Genomic DNA, 15307 nt, shown 5'->3' with positions numbered 1-15307 from the left:
GTTCCAAACTAGCGCGCTAGCGTCGCAGTGTGCAGTCCCGTCTGGCCCGCGTGGCTCGTCTTACCGAGGCGCGGCTCTATCTATGCACCGACGCCCGTCGTGAGCGCGGCGACCTGGCCGAGTTCGCCGACGCCGCGCTGGCCGGCGGCGTGGACATCATCCAGCTGCGGGACAAGGGCTCGGCCGCGGAACAGCGGCTCGGCCCGCTGGAGGCACTCGACGAGCTGGCGGCCTGCGAAATCCTGGCCGACGCGGCCCGCCGGCACGGCGCCCTGTTCGCGGTCAACGACCGCGCCGATATCGCTGCGGCCGCAGGCGCCGACGTGCTGCACCTGGGTCAGCGCGACCTGCCGTCGAGCGTGGCGCGGCAGATCGTCGGGCCGGGCATGCTGCTCGGCCGGTCCACCCACGACAACGACCAGGTTGCTGCGGCCGCCATCGGAGATGCCGACTACTTCTGCGTGGGACCCTGCTGGCCCACCCCGACCAAGCCCGGCCGACCGGCGCCGGGGCTGGACGTGGTGCGGGCCGCCGCCGCGATCGGTGGCGACAAACCGTGGTTCGCGATCGGTGGTATCGACGCGCAGCGCCTGCCCGAAGTCATTGCTGCCGGCGCCCGCCGGATTGTGGTGGTGCGCGCCATCACGGCGGCCGACGACCCGAAGGCCGCCGCCCAACAGCTCAGGTCAGCGCTTCCAGCAGCGAGCTGACCCGAGGGCTCAGCTGCGACGGCGCCAGGTCCGCGTCGCCCGGCATGCACCACACGAACACTCCGTCCTCAATTTCCACCGTGCACGGCAGGCGTCGCCGGCGTTCGTCGCCCCGGTGCAGCGGCACGGTGACCGGGGCACTGCGCAGCAGCTGCCAGCTGGCGGCGAATCCGGGATGCAGCGGCAGGTCGGTCACGTCGTCCTCGGCAACCCAGCGCAGCTCGGCGCTTTCCCGGTTGGGCACGGTGTGCAGCAACTCGTCGGTGTCGGCGACGACCGTCGTATAAGTCCAGGCGGTGCCGCGTGGGCTGGCTGTCACCAGTACCGCCCGCACGACAAGGCGGTCGGCGGCCAGGCCCGCCTCTTCCCGGGCTTCGCGGACCGCGGTCTGTTCCGGGGTCTCATGGCTGTCCCGGGCGCCGCCCGGCAAGCCCCAGGTGCCACCCTGATGGCTCCACACCGCCCGGTGCTGCAGCAGCACCGCCGGGCCGCCGTCGGGCAACGGGGCCCGAAGTAGCAGCCCGGCCGAGCCGAATCGGCCCCAGTAGTGGGCGCCGTTGTCGGATACCACCCATCCGTCCCCGTCGCCCTGCACCAATTCAGGATATGTACGCGAGCCGCCGGGGACTCCCAGGTATTCGAGGGTGATTAGGGTAATTAGGTCTGCCTCCCCACATCTGTCGGCGCATTCTCTTAGAATTCGCTTATCCGGGTTGGTGACTGAGCCGAACAAGCCGAACAAGCCGAACAGATATCGAAAGCTGAGGTCGCAGCAGACGTGACGGTTGAGCTGGCGCACCCGTCGACCGAGCCGCTGGGATCGAGGTCGCCCGCCGAACCGGCCCATCCGCGCTGGTGGTTCGTCTCGACGACACCCGGGCGGATCCTGACCATCGGCATCGTGTTGGCAGCCCTGGGCGTGTCCAGCGCGTTCGCCACGTCGACGACGATCAACCATCGTCAGCAAGTGCTGACCACCGTGCTGGAACATACCGAGCCGCTGTCGTTTGCGGCCGGACGGCTCTACACCACACTGTCGGTGGCCGACGCCGCGGCAGCCACCGCGTTCATCGCCCAGGCCGAACCCCGCGCCGTCCGGCTGCGCTACGAGCAGGCCATCACCGACGCGGCGGTGGCCGTGACCCGCGCATCGAGTGGGCTCACCGATGAGTCGTTGGTGCAATTGCTGGGCCGGATCAACGCTGAACTGGCGGTCTATACCGGCCTCATCGAGATCGCACGCACCAACAACCGCGCGGGTAACCCGGTCGGGTCGTCGTACCTGTCGGAGGCATCGGGGCTGATGCAGTCGACGATCCTGCCCGATGCACAACAGCTGTACCAGGCGACGTCGGAGCGGGTCGACACGGAAACCACCGCATCCACCCAGATCCCGGCGCCGGTGATCCTGGTCGTCACCACCACGGTGGTCTTCGGCGCCTTCTCGCATCGCTGGCTGGCCCGGCGCACCCGCAGACGGATCAATCCCGGTCTTATCGTCGGTGCGCTCGGTATTCTTGTCATGGTGGTCTGGGTCGGAACCGCATTGACAATCTCTACGGCCGCCAGCCGTAGTGCCAAAGACACGGCGGCGGAGTCGCTCAAGACCGTCACCAATCTGGCGATCACCGCCCAGCAGGCGCGAGCCGACGAGACGCTGTCGCTGATCCGGCGCGGCGACGAAGAGATCCGCAAGCAGTCGTTCTATCAGCGCATCGACACCATGCACCACCAGCTCGAGGCCTACATGGCCCGCCGCGACGCCGTCGACAAACCCGATCTGCAGGGCGCCGATCAGCTGCTGGTCCGCTGGCAGCAGGCCAACGACCGGATCAACTCCTACATTTCGGTCGGCAACTATCGGGCCGCCATCCAGGTTGCGTTGGGCAAGGGCGAGGACGACGCCACGCCGGCGTTCGACAAGCTCGACGAAGCGCTGACCAAAGCGATGGAGCAAAGCCGTATCCATCTGCGCCACGACATCCTCCACGCACGCCGAGGGCTGGCTGGCGCCCAGCTGGGCGGCGTGGTGCTCAGCCTGGGTGCGGCCATCGCGGTGGCCCTCGGACTGTGGCCCAGGCTGAAAGAATATCGGTGATGAGCGGCCTGCCCAGCGTCCGGCGGGCCGTCACCGCGCTCGTCTCGGCGATCGTGCTCGCCGGCTGCGGCCACTCCGAATCGCTGAAAGTGGAGACGACGCCGACGCTCCCGTATCCCACGCCGGTCGGAATGGAGGTGATGCCGCCCGAGCCGCCGCTACCGCCGGACTCGGCGAGCCAGGACTGCAACCCGACCGCCAGCCTGCGTCCCTTCCGCACCAAGGCCGAGGCCGATGCCGCAGTGGCCAATATCCACGAGCGGGGCCGGTTGATCGTCGGGCTCGACATCGGCAGCAACCTGTTCAGCTTCCGCGACCCGATCACCGGCGATATCACCGGCTTTGACGTCGACATCGCCGGGGAGGTGGCGCGTGACATCTTCGGCAGCCCGTCACATGTCGAGTACCGGATCCTGTCGGCCGCGGAGCGCATCACCGCGCTGCAGACTTCCCAGGTCGACGTCGTCGTCAAGACCATGACCATCACCTGTGAGCGACGCAAGCTGGTGAACTTCTCCACCGTCTACCTGGATGCCAACCAGCGCATCCTGGCCCCCCGTGACACGTCCATCTCGAAGGTGTCGGACCTGTCCGGCAAGCGGGTTTGCGTAGCCAGGGGCACCACGTCGTTGCGGCGTATTCGCGAGATCGCGCCGCCGCCGGTCATCGTGTCGGTGGTCAATTGGGCCGACTGCCTGGTGGCGATGCAGCAGCGGCAGATCGATGCCGTCAGCACCGACGACTCGATTCTGGCCGGACTGGTGGAAGAAGACCCTTATCTGCACATCGTCGGGCCCGACATGGCCAATCAGCCCTATGGTATCGGGATCAACCTCGACAACACCGGGCTGGTCCGGTTCGTCAACGGCACACTCGAACGGATCCGCACCGACGGCACTTGGAATACGTTGTACCGCAAGTGGTTATCGGTCCTCGGTCCGGCACCGGTGCCACCCCAGCCGAGGTATCTCGATTGATGTCGTCGAAGCCCGCGCACAACGACTCAGCCACTGACGATCAGGAAGGCCGAGAAGAGCTGGCTCACGGCCCGCAGTCCGCTGACGTGCAGACCGGTGCGGCCGCGGGCAGCCGGCCACCGGCGACTCAGGCGATTTTCCGTCCTGATTTCGACGATGACGACGACGACGTGTCCATCTCACTGGGCGCGATGGACACCCAGCCGCAGGAGCGCATGTCGGCCGCGACGCGGGCGCTGCCGCCGGTCAGGAAGCTGGGCGGCGGCCTGGTGGAGATTCCGCGGGTGCCCGATACCGATCCGCTCAAGGCGCTGATGACCGACCCGGTGGTCCCCGAGTCGAAGCGGTTCTGCTGGAACTGCGGGCGCCCGGTAGGTCGCAGCGGCGCGGAGGGCACGGGCGCCTCGGAGGGCTGGTGCCCGTACTGCGGCAGTCCGTACTCGTTTCTGCCGCAGCTGAGCCCCGGCGACATCATCGCCGGTCAGTACGAGGTCAAGGGCTGCATCGCGCACGGCGGAATGGGCTGGGTGTATCTGGCGCTCGACCACAACGTCAACGACCGTCCCGTCGTGCTCAAGGGGCTGGTGCACTCCGGGGACGCCGAGGCGCAGGCGATCGCGATGGCTGAGCGGAAGTTCCTCGCCGAGGTGGTGCACCCGCAGATCGTGCAGATCTTCAACTTCGTCGAGCATACCGACCGGCAGGGGGATCCGGTCGGTTACATCGTGATGGAGTACATCGGCGGGCAGTCGCTGCGGCGCGGCCGCGGCGAGAAGCTGCCGGTCGCGGAGGCCATCGCCTACATCCTGGAGATCCTGCCGGCGCTGAGTTATCTGCATTCGATCGGCCTGGTCTACAACGACTTGAAGCCGGAAAACATCATGCTCACCGAGGAGCAGCTCAAGCTGATCGATCTGGGTGCGGTGTCGCGGATCAACTCCTTCGGATACCTCTACGGCACCCCCGGCTTCCAGGCTCCCGAGATCGTGCGGACCGGTCCGACGGTAGCCACCGACATCTACACGGTGGGGCGCACCCTGGCGGCACTCACGCTCAACCTGCCGACCCGCAACGGGCGGTATGCCGACGGTCTGCCCGACGACGACCCGGTGCTGGACAAGTACGACTCCTTCGGCCGGTTGCTGCGCCGCGCCATCGACCCCGACCCACGACGGCGATTCGCCACCACAGACGAGATGTCGGCGCAGTTGACGGGCGTGTTACGGGAGGTGGTCGCCGCGGACACCGGGGTGCCCAGGCCCGGGCTGTCGACCATCTTCAGTCCCAGCCGGTCCACCTTCGGCGTGGACCTGCTGGTCGCACACACCGATGTGTATCTGGACGGCCAGGTCCATGCGGAGAAGCTGACCGCCAAGGAGATCGTGACCGCGCTGCAGGTACCGCTGGTCGACCCGACCGACGTCGCGGCCCCGGTCCTGCAGGCCACAGTGCTGTCTCAGCCGGTGCAGACCCTGGACTCGCTGCGCGCTGCCCGCCACGGCGCTCTGGACGCCGAAGGTGTCGACCTTTCCGAATCGGTCGAACTGCCGCTGATGGAGGTCCGGGCGCTGCTGGACCTCGGTGATGTCGCCAAGGCCACCCGCAAACTCGACGACTTGGCCGAGCGGGTGGGTTGGCGGTGGCGGCTGATCTGGTACAAGGCTGTCGCCGAGTTGCTCACCGGCGACTACGACTCTGCCATCAAACATTTCACCGAGGTGCTGGACACCTTCCCAGGCGAACTCGCACCCAAACTGGCGCTGGCCGCGACCGCGGAACTGGCCGGCTACACCGACGAGCACAACTTCTACCAGACGGTGTGGCAGACCAACGACGGCGTGATATCGGCGGCGTTCGGCCTGGCCAGAGCTCTTTCGGCTAAGGGTGATCGAGCCGGCGCGGTGCGCACCCTCGACGAAGTGCCGCCCAGCTCAAGGCATTTCACCACCGCCCGGCTGACCAGCGCGGTGATGTTGCTGTCGGGACGGTCGCGGAGCGAAATCACCGAGGATCAGATCCGCGACGCCGCTCGACGAGTGGAGTCGCTGCCGCCCACCGAACCGCGCGTGCTGCAGATCCGCGCGCTGGTGCTCGGCGGCGCGATGGACTGGCTGCAGGACAACCAGGCCAGCACCAACCACATACTAGGGTTTCCGTTCACCGATCACGGGCTGCGGCTCGGCGTCGAGGCGGCGTTGCGCAGCCTGGCGCGTATCGCGCCGACGCAGCGGCACCGCTACACCTTGGTGGACATGGCTAACAATGTGCGTCCCACCAGCACGTTCTAGGTTTGTTATTTGAGGTGCTTGGGCGTTGGGCGGACGCCCGGGCTGGTGTTTCCATAGCCTTACGGGCGTCTTGGGCTGCGGTAATCACAGCTGCCACATGAATCACTGTCTGGGGTGGTGCGCCTCGTTGTGACTCATGTGACTGACGTGATCGACTGCCGTCGCGCCGGGCCGTGAGCGGGTTACTACCTCAGCAGCGGGGCTGGGCGTCCAGTGTGCGCCCAGGGCGTCGAGTGTGCGCCCAGGGACTCGAGTGTGCGCCCAGGGCGTCCAGTGTGCGCCCAGGGCGCAAAAACCGCCCAGATACCGCCCAGGATGCACCGTCGACGCCATGGACGCACACTGGAAACCAGCACGGCACAACCGAACTCCGCCCCCGCCGCCCGGGGCTCACCGCACAATCGAATTGCGCTCCGCCATCGCCGCCTGCACGCGACGCAGGATGTCTGCGGGGCGATCCTCGGCGACCACCCGGATGATGATCCACCCCAGCTGCTCGAGCAGCTCGACGCGTCGAATGTCCTTGACGTACTGCTGGCGGTCTCGTTGATGATGGTCGCCGTCGTATTCGACGGCGACCATATAGTCCTCCCAACCAAGGTCGAGGTACGCGAACGGCATGCCATCGGCTCCTGGTACCGGTATCTGCGTGCGCGGCCGCGGAAATCCGGCATCGATCAGCAGTAGCCGCAGATAGCTTTCCCTCGGTGATTGTGCGCCAGGGTCGACGAGATCCAACGCGGTCTCCAGCTGGCGCACGCCACGCGCCCCGGGATGACGGGCGGCGACGCACAGCACATCGTCGACCTTGAAACCCGTCGCCCGAGCCAGCGCATCCAGCCGGACCACAGCCGAGCGGACCGCTCCGCGACGGCCAATGTCGAAGGCGGTGCGCTCGGGTGTGGTGACTGTGCGCCCGTCCATGGTCTGTGTTTCTCCGTCGCCCAGGACGTCGCGCCGCGCCAGCACACCGTGCGGCGGCCGGGAATTCCGACATATCAGCTCGACGGGAAAGTCGACGGGAATCCACTGGGCCCCGTGCAACGCCGCAGCCGCCGCACCGGCAATCACAGCCGAACCATGCGACCACAGCCAGGCAGCAGCAATCCGCTGCTCCAGCGACACCTGCGCCCGTCGCGACAGGTAGACATTCGGCAGTACGGCGCGGTAGTGCGTGCGCAGCTGATGCCGGGTCAATGCTCCACACGCCAGCGCCTCGCTGCCGAGGAACGGCGCTTGCGAATCCCACATGACGGGAAGATTGGCACGCAGACCGCCGACGGTGATTACCGATTTCCACAGACTTGGAATCGAGTGTGCGTCCACGGCCGCGAGTGAGCGTGTATGGCGGGCGTCACCGCCGGAATCCCTGCGTGGGCTCACACTGAGAGCCCCCACCTCACGCTCGACGCCAGCGACACCACCGATGCACATAGCGAAAACACAGCTTCACCGGCCACAGTTATTGCATGGCCGGGCAATCCGCGCGGTGGATCACCACGGCCCGAGTCCTGCGCCGGGCCGGGTTCGGGGTGAGCGGCCGCGAGGTGGACGCGGTGGCCGGTCAAGACTGGCCGGCCTACCTCGACGCCGCCCTGGCCGCCGACCCCGACGCGGACCCGGGCGTCCAGGAAATCCCGATGCCCGTACTGCCCACGCCGCGGCCCCCGGGCAAGAAGGCAACCCCGGCGGTGCGCGAAGAGTTCAAGCGCGAGCTGGCCGAGCAGCAGGCCGTGCTGTCCGGATGGTGGCTGCGCCGCATGGTCGCCGTCCGGCAGCCGCTACACGAGAAGCTGACCCTGTTGTGGCACAACCACTTTGCCACTTCAGCGCGGAAAGTCCGGGTCCCGGCATATCTGGCAGCGCACAACCAGAAACTGCGCACGCTGGCACTGGGCGACTTCCGCACGCTGGCCTACGCCATGCTCACCGACGCCGCGATGCTGCGCTGGCTGGACGGGCAGAGCAATACCGCCAAGGCCGCCAACGAGAACCTGGCCCGGGAATTCATGGAGCTGTTCGCGCTGGGCCACGGCAACGGCTACACCGAGGACGACGTGCGGGCCGGTGCCCGCGCGCTCACCGGATGGGTGATCGGCGCCGACGGCCGGACATCGATGCTGCCCAGGCGCCACGACTTCACCGTCAAGACGCTGTTCGGGCTCACCGGTAACTTCGACGCCGCCGGGTTCTGCGACGCGGTGCTGGCCCAGCCGAAGTCCGCGCAGTACGTCGCGGGCCGGTTGTGGCAACAGGTGGCCTCCGACGAACCACCGTCCACACCGGTGCTCGACCGACTGGTCAGCGCCTACGGCCCCAACCGCGATCTACGCGCCCTCACCCGCGCCGTTCTCACCGACGAGGAGTTCACCGGCGGCCGGGCAACAGTCGTCACCACCCCGGTCGAATGGCTGGTGGGCGTGATCCGGTCGCTTCGGGTCCCTGTCGACAACCACCTCAAGCTGATCGAGGCGACACTCAAAGTGCTGGGGCAGCGGCCATTCTTTCCGCCGGACGTCGGCGGCTGGCCGAAGGGCCAGGTGTGGCTGTCCACCGCATCCGCCGGGACGCGACCGCGCGTCGCCCTCCACCTGGCGAACACGGCCGACCTGTCGGCCATCGAAAACACCGCGGCGCGCGACCGGATCGACGCCGTGGGCTACCTGATCGGCGTGGGCGCATGGTCGGACCGCAGCGCCCGCGCACTCGCCCCGCTGGTACGCCGACCGCCCCAGTTGGTCGCGGCAGCCGTCAACGCGCCGGAATACCTGACGTCATGATCAACCGCCGCAGATTCCTGATCGCCAGCGCCGGCGTCGGCGCGGCCGGTCTGCTCTCCGGGGCGGTGGCGGTCAGCTGGCGCGATCTGCAGCACGCGGCCTACGACCGTCCGCTTGCCGACGACGCCGGCGTGCTGGTCATCGTCACGCTCTACGGCGGCAACGACGGGATCAACACCGTAATCCCTTACGCCGACAACGCATATCACGACGCGCGTCCCGAACTCGCCTACACTGCGGGCGATGTCCTGCAGCTGGACGCGCAGCTGGGACTCAACCCCGCGCTGCGCGGTCTGGCCCAACTATGGCAGCAGCGGCAACTGGCGATCGTGCGCGGCGCCGGCTATCCGAAGCCCGACCACAGCCACTTCCGCTCCATGGACATCTGGCAGACCGCATCGCCGGCCGAAGCGGTCTCGACGGGCTGGATCGGTCGCTGGCTCGACGCCACCGGAGATGATCCGCTGCGCGCGGTCAACATCGGTGCCGTCCTGCCCCCGCTGGCGGTGGGCGAAAAACACACTGCCGCAGCGCTTTCCGTCACCGTAGCGCCGCAGGCCGCGGACAGGTTCGACGCGACGATGCAGGCGCTCAGCGCGCCAGACCCGAACGACACCCCGGCGATGGCGGCGGTTTCCAGGGCCTATCGCGACGCGCGCACCACCGACGCGGCGTTCGCGTCCCTCAAGCCGGAAAGCGGCCACAATTCGCTGGCCACCCAGCTGAGCATGGTAGCCGCTGCGATCACGGCGCGGGTGCCGACCAGGGTTTACACCGTGCAGCTCGGCGGATTCGACACCCACGCCGACGAACGCGACACGCAGCAGCGGCTATTGCAGACGTTCGACGAGGCCGTCGCCGGATTCCTGCGCGAGATGGCCGGCGATCGCTGCGGCCGCAACGTCGTCGTGCTGGCGTATTCGGAGTTCGGCCGCCGGGTGGCCGCCAACGCTTCCCAGGGCACCGATCACGGCACGGCCGGGCCGGTCTTCGTCGCGGGCGTGCCCGTCAACGGCGGCTACTACGGCGACGAGCCCAGTCTCACCGACCTCGACCACGGAGACCTCAAGGCCACCAAAGACTTTCGCGACATCTACCACGAGCTGCTGGTACACACCCTGGCAAGCGACCCGGCACCGTCAGTCGGAACCGGCCGGACGAGCCTCGGTTTCCTGTAGGCAGTCCCGGGCGATCGCCAATTCCTCGTTGGTGGGGATCACCAGCACCGCGATCGGCGAGTTGTCCGACGAGATCTGTCGGGCCCCGCCCGCCGGAGCGGCGTTGCGCCCCGCGTCGAGTTCGATGCCCAGCTCAGCCATTCCGGCCAGCGCGTCACGACGCACCGCGCTGTCGTGCTCGCCGATGCCCGCGGTGAAAGTCAGCACATCGGTGTGTCCGAGCACGGCCAGATAAGCACCGATGTATTTACGCAACCGGTGGACGAATACGTCGTAAGCCAATCGCGCCGCGGGGTCGCCTTGTTCGATCATCTGGCGCAGCCGGCGGAAATCGCGCTCACCAGCCAGACCCAACATCCCCGACCGGTGGTTGAGCATCGACTCGATCTCGTCCACACCCATGTTCGCGGTGCGCCATAAGTACCACATGATGCTGGGATCCACATCACCGCTGCGGGTACCCATCACCAAGCCCTCCAGGGGAGTCAGGCCCATGGAGGTGTCGACCGGGCGGCCGGCGGCGATCGCCGAAGCCGACGCACCGTTTCCCAGATGCAGCACAATCTGATTCAGAGTTTCCAGCGGCCGGCCGAGGACGGCGGCGGCCCGCTCGCTGACGTAGCGGTGCGAGGTGCCGTGAAATCCGTAGCGGCGGATCTGCCATGTCTCGGCCAGGTCCCGGTCGATCGCATAGGTCGCCGCTGCGGCGGGTAGGTCATGGAAAAACGCCGTGTCGAACACCGCGACGTGCGGGACGTCGGCCAGCATGGTGCGTGCCACCTTGATGCACAGCACCGCGGGCGGGTTGTGCAGCGGAGCCAACACCGACAGCTCCTCGAGCCGGGCCACCACCGCATCGTCGAGAAGCGTCGGCCGGTGAAAGTCCTTGCCGCCGTGCACCACCCGGTGTCCGACCGCCACCAGGCCACAGGTCCGCACGTCAATGCCGTCCTCGGACAACATGTCGAACGCACGACGCAGCGCCGTGTCGTGGTCGGGCACCGAGGACGACGCTTCGCCGATCCGCTCGATATTGCCTGCCGCCCGTGAAATACCGGACACCGGATCGATCAACTGGAACTTCAGCGACGACGAGCCGGAATTGAGAACCAGCACCAGCCGGCTACCTGCCATCGTCGATCCCCTGCGCCTGAATTGCGGTAATGGCAACCGTGTTGACGATGTCCTCGATCAGCGCTCCGCGCGACAGGTCGTTCACCGGCTTGCGCAGGCCCTGCAGCACCGGGCCGATCGCGATGGCTCCCGCCGAACGCTGCACTGCCTTGTAGGTGTTGTTGCCGGTGTTGAGATCGGGAAAGATCAGCACCGTCGCCCGGCCGGCCACCGGCGAATCACGCATTTTGGCGGCCGCGACCGCGGGGTCCACCGCGGCGTCGTATTGGATGGGCCCCTCGACCAGCAGCTGCGGCTCCCGTGAGCGGACCAACTCCGTTGCTGTCCTGACCTTTTCGACGTCCGCTCCGGTCCCTGACGCCCCGGTGGAGTAGGACAGCATGGCCACCCGCGGTTCGATACCGAACTGTGCGGCGGTGCGCGCCGAGCAGATGGCGATATCGGCCAACTGCTCGGGCGTCGGGTTCGGCACGATCGCGCAGTCGCCGTAGGCCAACACCCGATCGGGCAGGCACATCAGAAAGATGCTGGACACCGTCGAGATACCCGGGGCGGTTCCGATGATCTCCAGGGCGGGACGAACGGTGTGCGCGGTGGTATGGGCAGCTCCGGACACCATGCCGTCGACGTGGGCATTGTATACCAGCATGGTGCCGAAAGACGATACGTCACAAATGATTTCACGTGCCAGCTCGGCGGTGATGCCGTGCGACTTCCGCAATTCGGCATATTGCTCGGCGAAGTGGTCGCACAGCGGGCTGGTGCGCGGGTCAAGCACCTTTGCCTGGCCCAGATCCACGCCGAGTTCGGCTGCGCGCGGCCGGATCCGGGCCTCGTCGCCGAGTATCGTCAGGTCGGCGATGCCGCGCTGCAGCAGGCGGCCGGCGGACTTGAGGATGCGGTCGTCGTCGCCCTCGGGAAGCACGATGTGTTTGCGGTCCAAACGCGCGCGTTGCTGCAGGCCATAGGTGAACATCTGCGGTGTGGTCACGGTCGGGATCGGGATGGCAAGGTGGGTCATCAGGTCGGCGGCATCGACGTGGCGGTCCATCAGCTCCAGCGCGGTGTCGATCTTGCGCTGCGAGGTTGCGGTGAGCCGGCCGCGGGCCGCCGCGGCGGCGCTGGCGGTCTCATAGGTACCCAATGTGGTGGCGATGATCGGCAACCTCAGCCGCAGCCCCGACACCAGCGCCGCAATCGACGGATGCAAGTCGAAACCGCCGTTGAGCACGATGCACGACAGCGACGGAAACCCCTCGGCCGCATGGGCGCTGGCGACGGCGAGCACCACGTCGGAGCGGTCGCCCGGGGTGATCACCGCCATGCCGTCGCGCAGCCGCTCCAGCACGTGATCGGCGGTCATCCCGGCCACCAGCACGTCCAGCACCTCGCGATTGCGCAGCGGCGCCTCACCGCTGATCGCCGTCCCGTCGACGGCCCTTTCCAATTCGGCTACCGTCGGCGCCGACAGCAGCGGCTCCTCGGGCAGCACGTAGCTGGGCGGCCCGACGATGCGCAGCGCTTCGCCGACGGCCGCCAGTTCCGCCGGGTCGCAGCGGTTGGCCACCACCGCCGCGGTGTGCGCGTGGTGGGCCGACAACTCGGCCAGACACACCCCGACGACGCTGACCACCTGGTCGGCGGTGCGGCCTTTGGCATTGACCGCCAACAGCACCGGCACGCCGAGGTTGACCGCGATCCGGGCGTTGACCGACAGTTCGGTGGGGGTGGCGACGTCGGTGTAGTCGCTGCCGACGATCACCACCGCGTCGCACTTGTGCGCCATCGCGTGATACGCGGCGACGATGTCGGTGACCGCGGAATCGGTGTCGCCATGCAGCTGTTGGTAGGTCACACCCACGCATTGCTCGTAGGGCAGGCCCGCGGTGGTGTGTTCCAGCAGCAGCTCCAGGAGGTAGTCGCGCGCCCCGGATGCTCGCGTAAGTGGCCGGAACACACCGACTTTGGCGACCGTCGCGGTCAACCGGTGCAGAATCCCCAGCGCGATCGTCGCCTTACCGGACGCAGGTTCGGGCGCAGCGATATAGATCGCAGTGGTACCCGGGGAGCTGGAAGACACCTGCCGTTCAGCCCAGCCGTCGCAGCCGCGGCGCCAGGTCCGTTTCGAACAGCTGCAGGAATCGGCGCTGGTCGTGCCCGGGCGCGTGGAACACCAGGTGGTTAAGGCCCCACGTCACGTACTGGCCCACCTTTTCCACGGCTTCGTCCGGGTCGGACGCCACGATCCAGCGCTTGGCGATCTGCTCGATCGGCAGGGCGTCGGCGGCCTTCTCCATCTCGATCGGGTCGTCGATGCTGTGCTTCTGCTCGGCGGTCAGCGACAGCGGCGCCCAGAACCGGGTGTTCTGCACAGCCAGGTCTGGGTCTGGGTCGTAAGAGATTTTGATTTCGATCATCTTGTCGATGTCGTCGGCGTCGCGGTTGGCCGCGGCCGCCCCTTCCAGGACGCCCGGGATCAGCTTTTCGGTGTAGAGCTCTGCGCCCTTGCCGGATGTGCAGATGAAACCGTCGCCGGCCCGTCCGGCGTATTTGGCCACCGCCGGACCACCGGCGGCGATGTAGACCGGCACGCCGCCCTCGGGCACGTCGTAGATGGAGGCACCTTTGAGCCGGTAGTAGTCACCGTCGAAATCCACACGGTCGCCGCGCCATAGTTCGCGCATCAGCCGCACCGATTCGCGCAGCCGGGCGAACCGTTCCTTGAATTCCGGCCAGGCCCCCTCGTATCCGGTGGCGATCTCATTCAGCGCCTCGCCGGTTCCCACGCCCAGGAAGACGCGGTCCGGGTATAGACAAGCCATGGTGGCGAAGGCCTGCGCGATGACGGCGGGGTTGTAGCGGAAGGTCGGGGTGAGCACCGAGGTGCCCAGCAGCAGCCGCGTGGTGCGTTCGCCGACGGCGGTCATCCACGACAACGAGAACGGTGCGTGCCCGCCCTTGTGGCGCCAGGGCTGGAAATGGTCACTGACCGTCGCGCTGTCCATGCCGTGAGCTTCTGCGACGACGCCAAGTTCGACGAGTTCGCGCGGGGCGAATTGTTCAGCCGATGCCTTGTATCCGAGTTTGAGTTCAGCCACTCGTTCTTTCTACTCCTGCACCCGGGGAGCCGGTGTCGGCGCCGCACCGAAACCAGGCGCGAGCGCTGCAGCCGAATGGCGACCAGATTGCACCCCGGGACAGCCCAGAGCCGGGTCCGGCCGTGGCGATAATCGGTTGTTGACGATCAAACGCGTTGCAGCCGTTACGCTGATCGCGCGGTTATCGGGCTGGCAATGCCTTGACGTAGGAGAAGACATGGCCCACCAGCTGAAGACGGAGCTTGTTCAGGTTACCGAGAAGGTTCACCTCGCCCATGGGCACGCGGTCAACTGGGTGCTGGTGATCGACGACACCGGGGTGATGCTGATCGACGCCGGTTATCCCGGCGATCGCGCGGAGGTGCTGGGGTCGCTGCGCCTGTTGGGCTATCAGCCTGGGGATGTGCGCGCAATCCTGCTGACCCACGCGCACATCGACCACCTGGGCACCGCGATCTGGTTCGCCCGTGAGCATCACACCCCGGTGTACTGCCATGCCGACGAGGTCGGGCACGCCAAGCGCGAATACCTGGAGCAGGTGTCGATACTCGATGTCGCGCTGCGTCTCTGGCGGCCCCGCTGGGCGGTGTGGACCGCTCATGTGGTGCGCAACGGCGGCCTGGTCCGCGACGGCATTCCGACGACACGGCCATTGACCGCCGAGGTGGCCGCGGGGCTGCCGGGTCATCCGATGGCGATCTTCACTCCCGGACACACCAACGGGCATTGCTCGTATCTGGTCGACGGCGTACTGGCCAGCGGCGATGCCTTGATCACCGGCCATCCCTTGTTGCGCCGCGGCGGGCCGCAGCTACTGCCGGCGGTGTTCAGCTACAGCCAGCAGAACTGCATCCGCAGCCTGGCGGCGCTGGCCCTGCTGGAAACCGAGATCCTGGCGCCGGGCCACGGTGCGCTGTGGCGCGGCCCGATCCGCGCGGCCACCGACGAGGCCCTGCAGCGAGCGGGAGCATTCGCCCGCTGATCAGGGCCGGCCCCGCTCACTCCGCCAGTTCGCCCGTCGCGAACCAGACACTCTCGCAGGCC

The 15307-nt window shown here is 67.5% G+C and carries 12 protein-coding genes; 7 read left to right on the top strand and 5 right to left on the bottom strand.

Going from position 1 to position 15307, the window contains the following annotated elements; translation table 11 throughout:
• Positions 1-50 precede the first annotated feature (50 nt).
• Entirely contained in the window at positions 51-710 is a 660-nt protein-coding gene (thiE, locus tag EET10_RS02885) for a thiamine phosphate synthase (protein ID WP_122447163.1), read from the top strand.
• On the opposite strand, the gene EET10_RS02880 is transcribed toward thiE, so the two are convergent.
• Positions 682-1305 carry an NUDIX hydrolase gene (locus tag EET10_RS02880; protein ID WP_036399624.1) on the bottom strand — a complete coding sequence of 208 codons (624 nt, stop codon included), beginning with the start codon at positions 1303-1305 and terminating at the stop codon, positions 682-684. The two genes, thiE and EET10_RS02880, sit on opposite strands and share 29 nt — an antisense overlap.
• 183 nt (positions 1306-1488) lie before the next feature.
• Between EET10_RS02880 and glnX the strand changes: the two genes are divergently transcribed.
• The 3 genes from glnX to EET10_RS02865 are packed head-to-tail and all read left to right on the top strand — an operon-like array spanning position 1489 to position 6073.
• Entirely contained in the window at positions 1489-2808 is a 1320-nt protein-coding gene (glnX, locus tag EET10_RS02875) for a protein kinase G-activating protein GlnX (RefSeq protein WP_036398843.1), read from the top strand.
• Entirely contained in the window at positions 2808-3785 is a 978-nt protein-coding gene (locus EET10_RS02870) for a glutamate ABC transporter substrate-binding protein (protein ID WP_036398845.1), read from the top strand. Before glnX ends, EET10_RS02870 begins: the two co-directional genes overlap by 1 nt.
• Entirely contained in the window at positions 3785-6073 is a 2289-nt protein-coding gene (locus tag EET10_RS02865) for a serine/threonine-protein kinase PknG (protein ID WP_099187971.1), read from the top strand. The genes EET10_RS02870 and EET10_RS02865 overlap by 1 nt, the downstream gene beginning before the upstream one ends.
• A gap of 390 nt (positions 6074-6463) precedes the next feature.
• On the opposite strand, the gene EET10_RS02860 is transcribed toward EET10_RS02865, so the two are convergent.
• Positions 6464-7324, bottom strand: a complete 861-nt coding sequence (locus EET10_RS02860) for an endonuclease domain-containing protein (protein ID WP_036399626.1) — start codon at positions 7322-7324, stop codon at positions 6464-6466.
• A gap of 218 nt (positions 7325-7542) precedes the next feature.
• Here EET10_RS02860 and EET10_RS02855 point away from each other — a divergent pair, with 218 nt between their 5' ends.
• Together EET10_RS02855 and EET10_RS02850 are read left to right on the top strand one after the other, a co-directional pair.
• Positions 7543-8853: a DUF1800 domain-containing protein gene (locus EET10_RS02855; protein ID WP_122501885.1), complete on the top strand. Its 1311-nt coding sequence runs from the start codon at positions 7543-7545 to the stop codon at positions 8851-8853.
• Positions 8850-10031, top strand: a complete 1182-nt coding sequence (locus EET10_RS02850) for a DUF1501 domain-containing protein (protein ID WP_036398849.1) — start codon at positions 8850-8852, stop codon at positions 10029-10031. The genes EET10_RS02855 and EET10_RS02850 overlap by 4 nt, the downstream gene beginning before the upstream one ends.
• On the opposite strand, the gene EET10_RS02845 is transcribed toward EET10_RS02850, so the two are convergent.
• The 3 genes from EET10_RS02845 to fgd are packed head-to-tail and all read right to left on the bottom strand — an operon-like array spanning position 9993 to position 14263.
• Entirely contained in the window at positions 9993-11165 is a 1173-nt protein-coding gene (locus EET10_RS02845; RefSeq protein WP_036398851.1) for an acetate kinase, read from the bottom strand. The genes EET10_RS02850 and EET10_RS02845 overlap by 39 nt on opposite strands.
• Positions 11155-13245, bottom strand: a complete 2091-nt coding sequence (pta, locus tag EET10_RS02840) for a phosphate acetyltransferase (protein WP_122501884.1) — start codon at positions 13243-13245, stop codon at positions 11155-11157. The genes EET10_RS02845 and pta overlap by 11 nt, the downstream gene beginning before the upstream one ends.
• Before the next feature lie 7 nt (positions 13246-13252).
• Entirely contained in the window at positions 13253-14263 is a 1011-nt protein-coding gene (gene fgd, locus EET10_RS02835; RefSeq protein WP_036398855.1) for a glucose-6-phosphate dehydrogenase (coenzyme-F420), read from the bottom strand.
• Positions 14264-14480: 217 nt separating this feature from the next.
• On the opposite strand from fgd, the gene EET10_RS02830 reads away from it, so the two are divergent.
• A complete protein-coding gene (locus tag EET10_RS02830) occupies positions 14481-15245 on the top strand; it encodes an MBL fold metallo-hydrolase (protein WP_036398857.1) in 765 nt (254 codons plus the stop codon).
• The last annotated feature ends 62 nt before the right edge of the window (positions 15246-15307 follow it).

This window comes from Mycobacterium pseudokansasii, from assembly GCF_900566075.1.
GTDB lineage: Bacteria > Actinomycetota > Actinomycetes > Mycobacteriales > Mycobacteriaceae > Mycobacterium > Mycobacterium pseudokansasii.
This window is presented reverse-complemented; position numbering and strand designations above follow the sequence as displayed.

Coding starts and splice junctions, on each gene's coding strand:
- EET10_RS02860 (WP_036399626.1), bottom strand. CDS start 7,324: ATGTGGGATTCGCAAGCGCCGTTCCTCGGCAGCGAGGCGCTGGCGTGT.
- EET10_RS02865 (WP_099187971.1), top strand. CDS start 3,785: ATGTCGTCGAAGCCCGCGCACAACGACTCAGCCACTGACGATCAGGAA.
- EET10_RS02855 (WP_122501885.1), top strand. CDS start 7,543: ATGGCCGGGCAATCCGCGCGGTGGATCACCACGGCCCGAGTCCTGCGC.
- EET10_RS02845 (WP_036398851.1), bottom strand. CDS start 11,165: ATGGCAGGTAGCCGGCTGGTGCTGGTTCTCAATTCCGGCTCGTCGTCG.
- EET10_RS02830 (WP_036398857.1), top strand. CDS start 14,481: ATGGCCCACCAGCTGAAGACGGAGCTTGTTCAGGTTACCGAGAAGGTT.
- EET10_RS02850 (WP_036398849.1), top strand. CDS start 8,850: ATGATCAACCGCCGCAGATTCCTGATCGCCAGCGCCGGCGTCGGCGCG.
- EET10_RS02870 (WP_036398845.1), top strand. CDS start 2,808: ATGAGCGGCCTGCCCAGCGTCCGGCGGGCCGTCACCGCGCTCGTCTCG.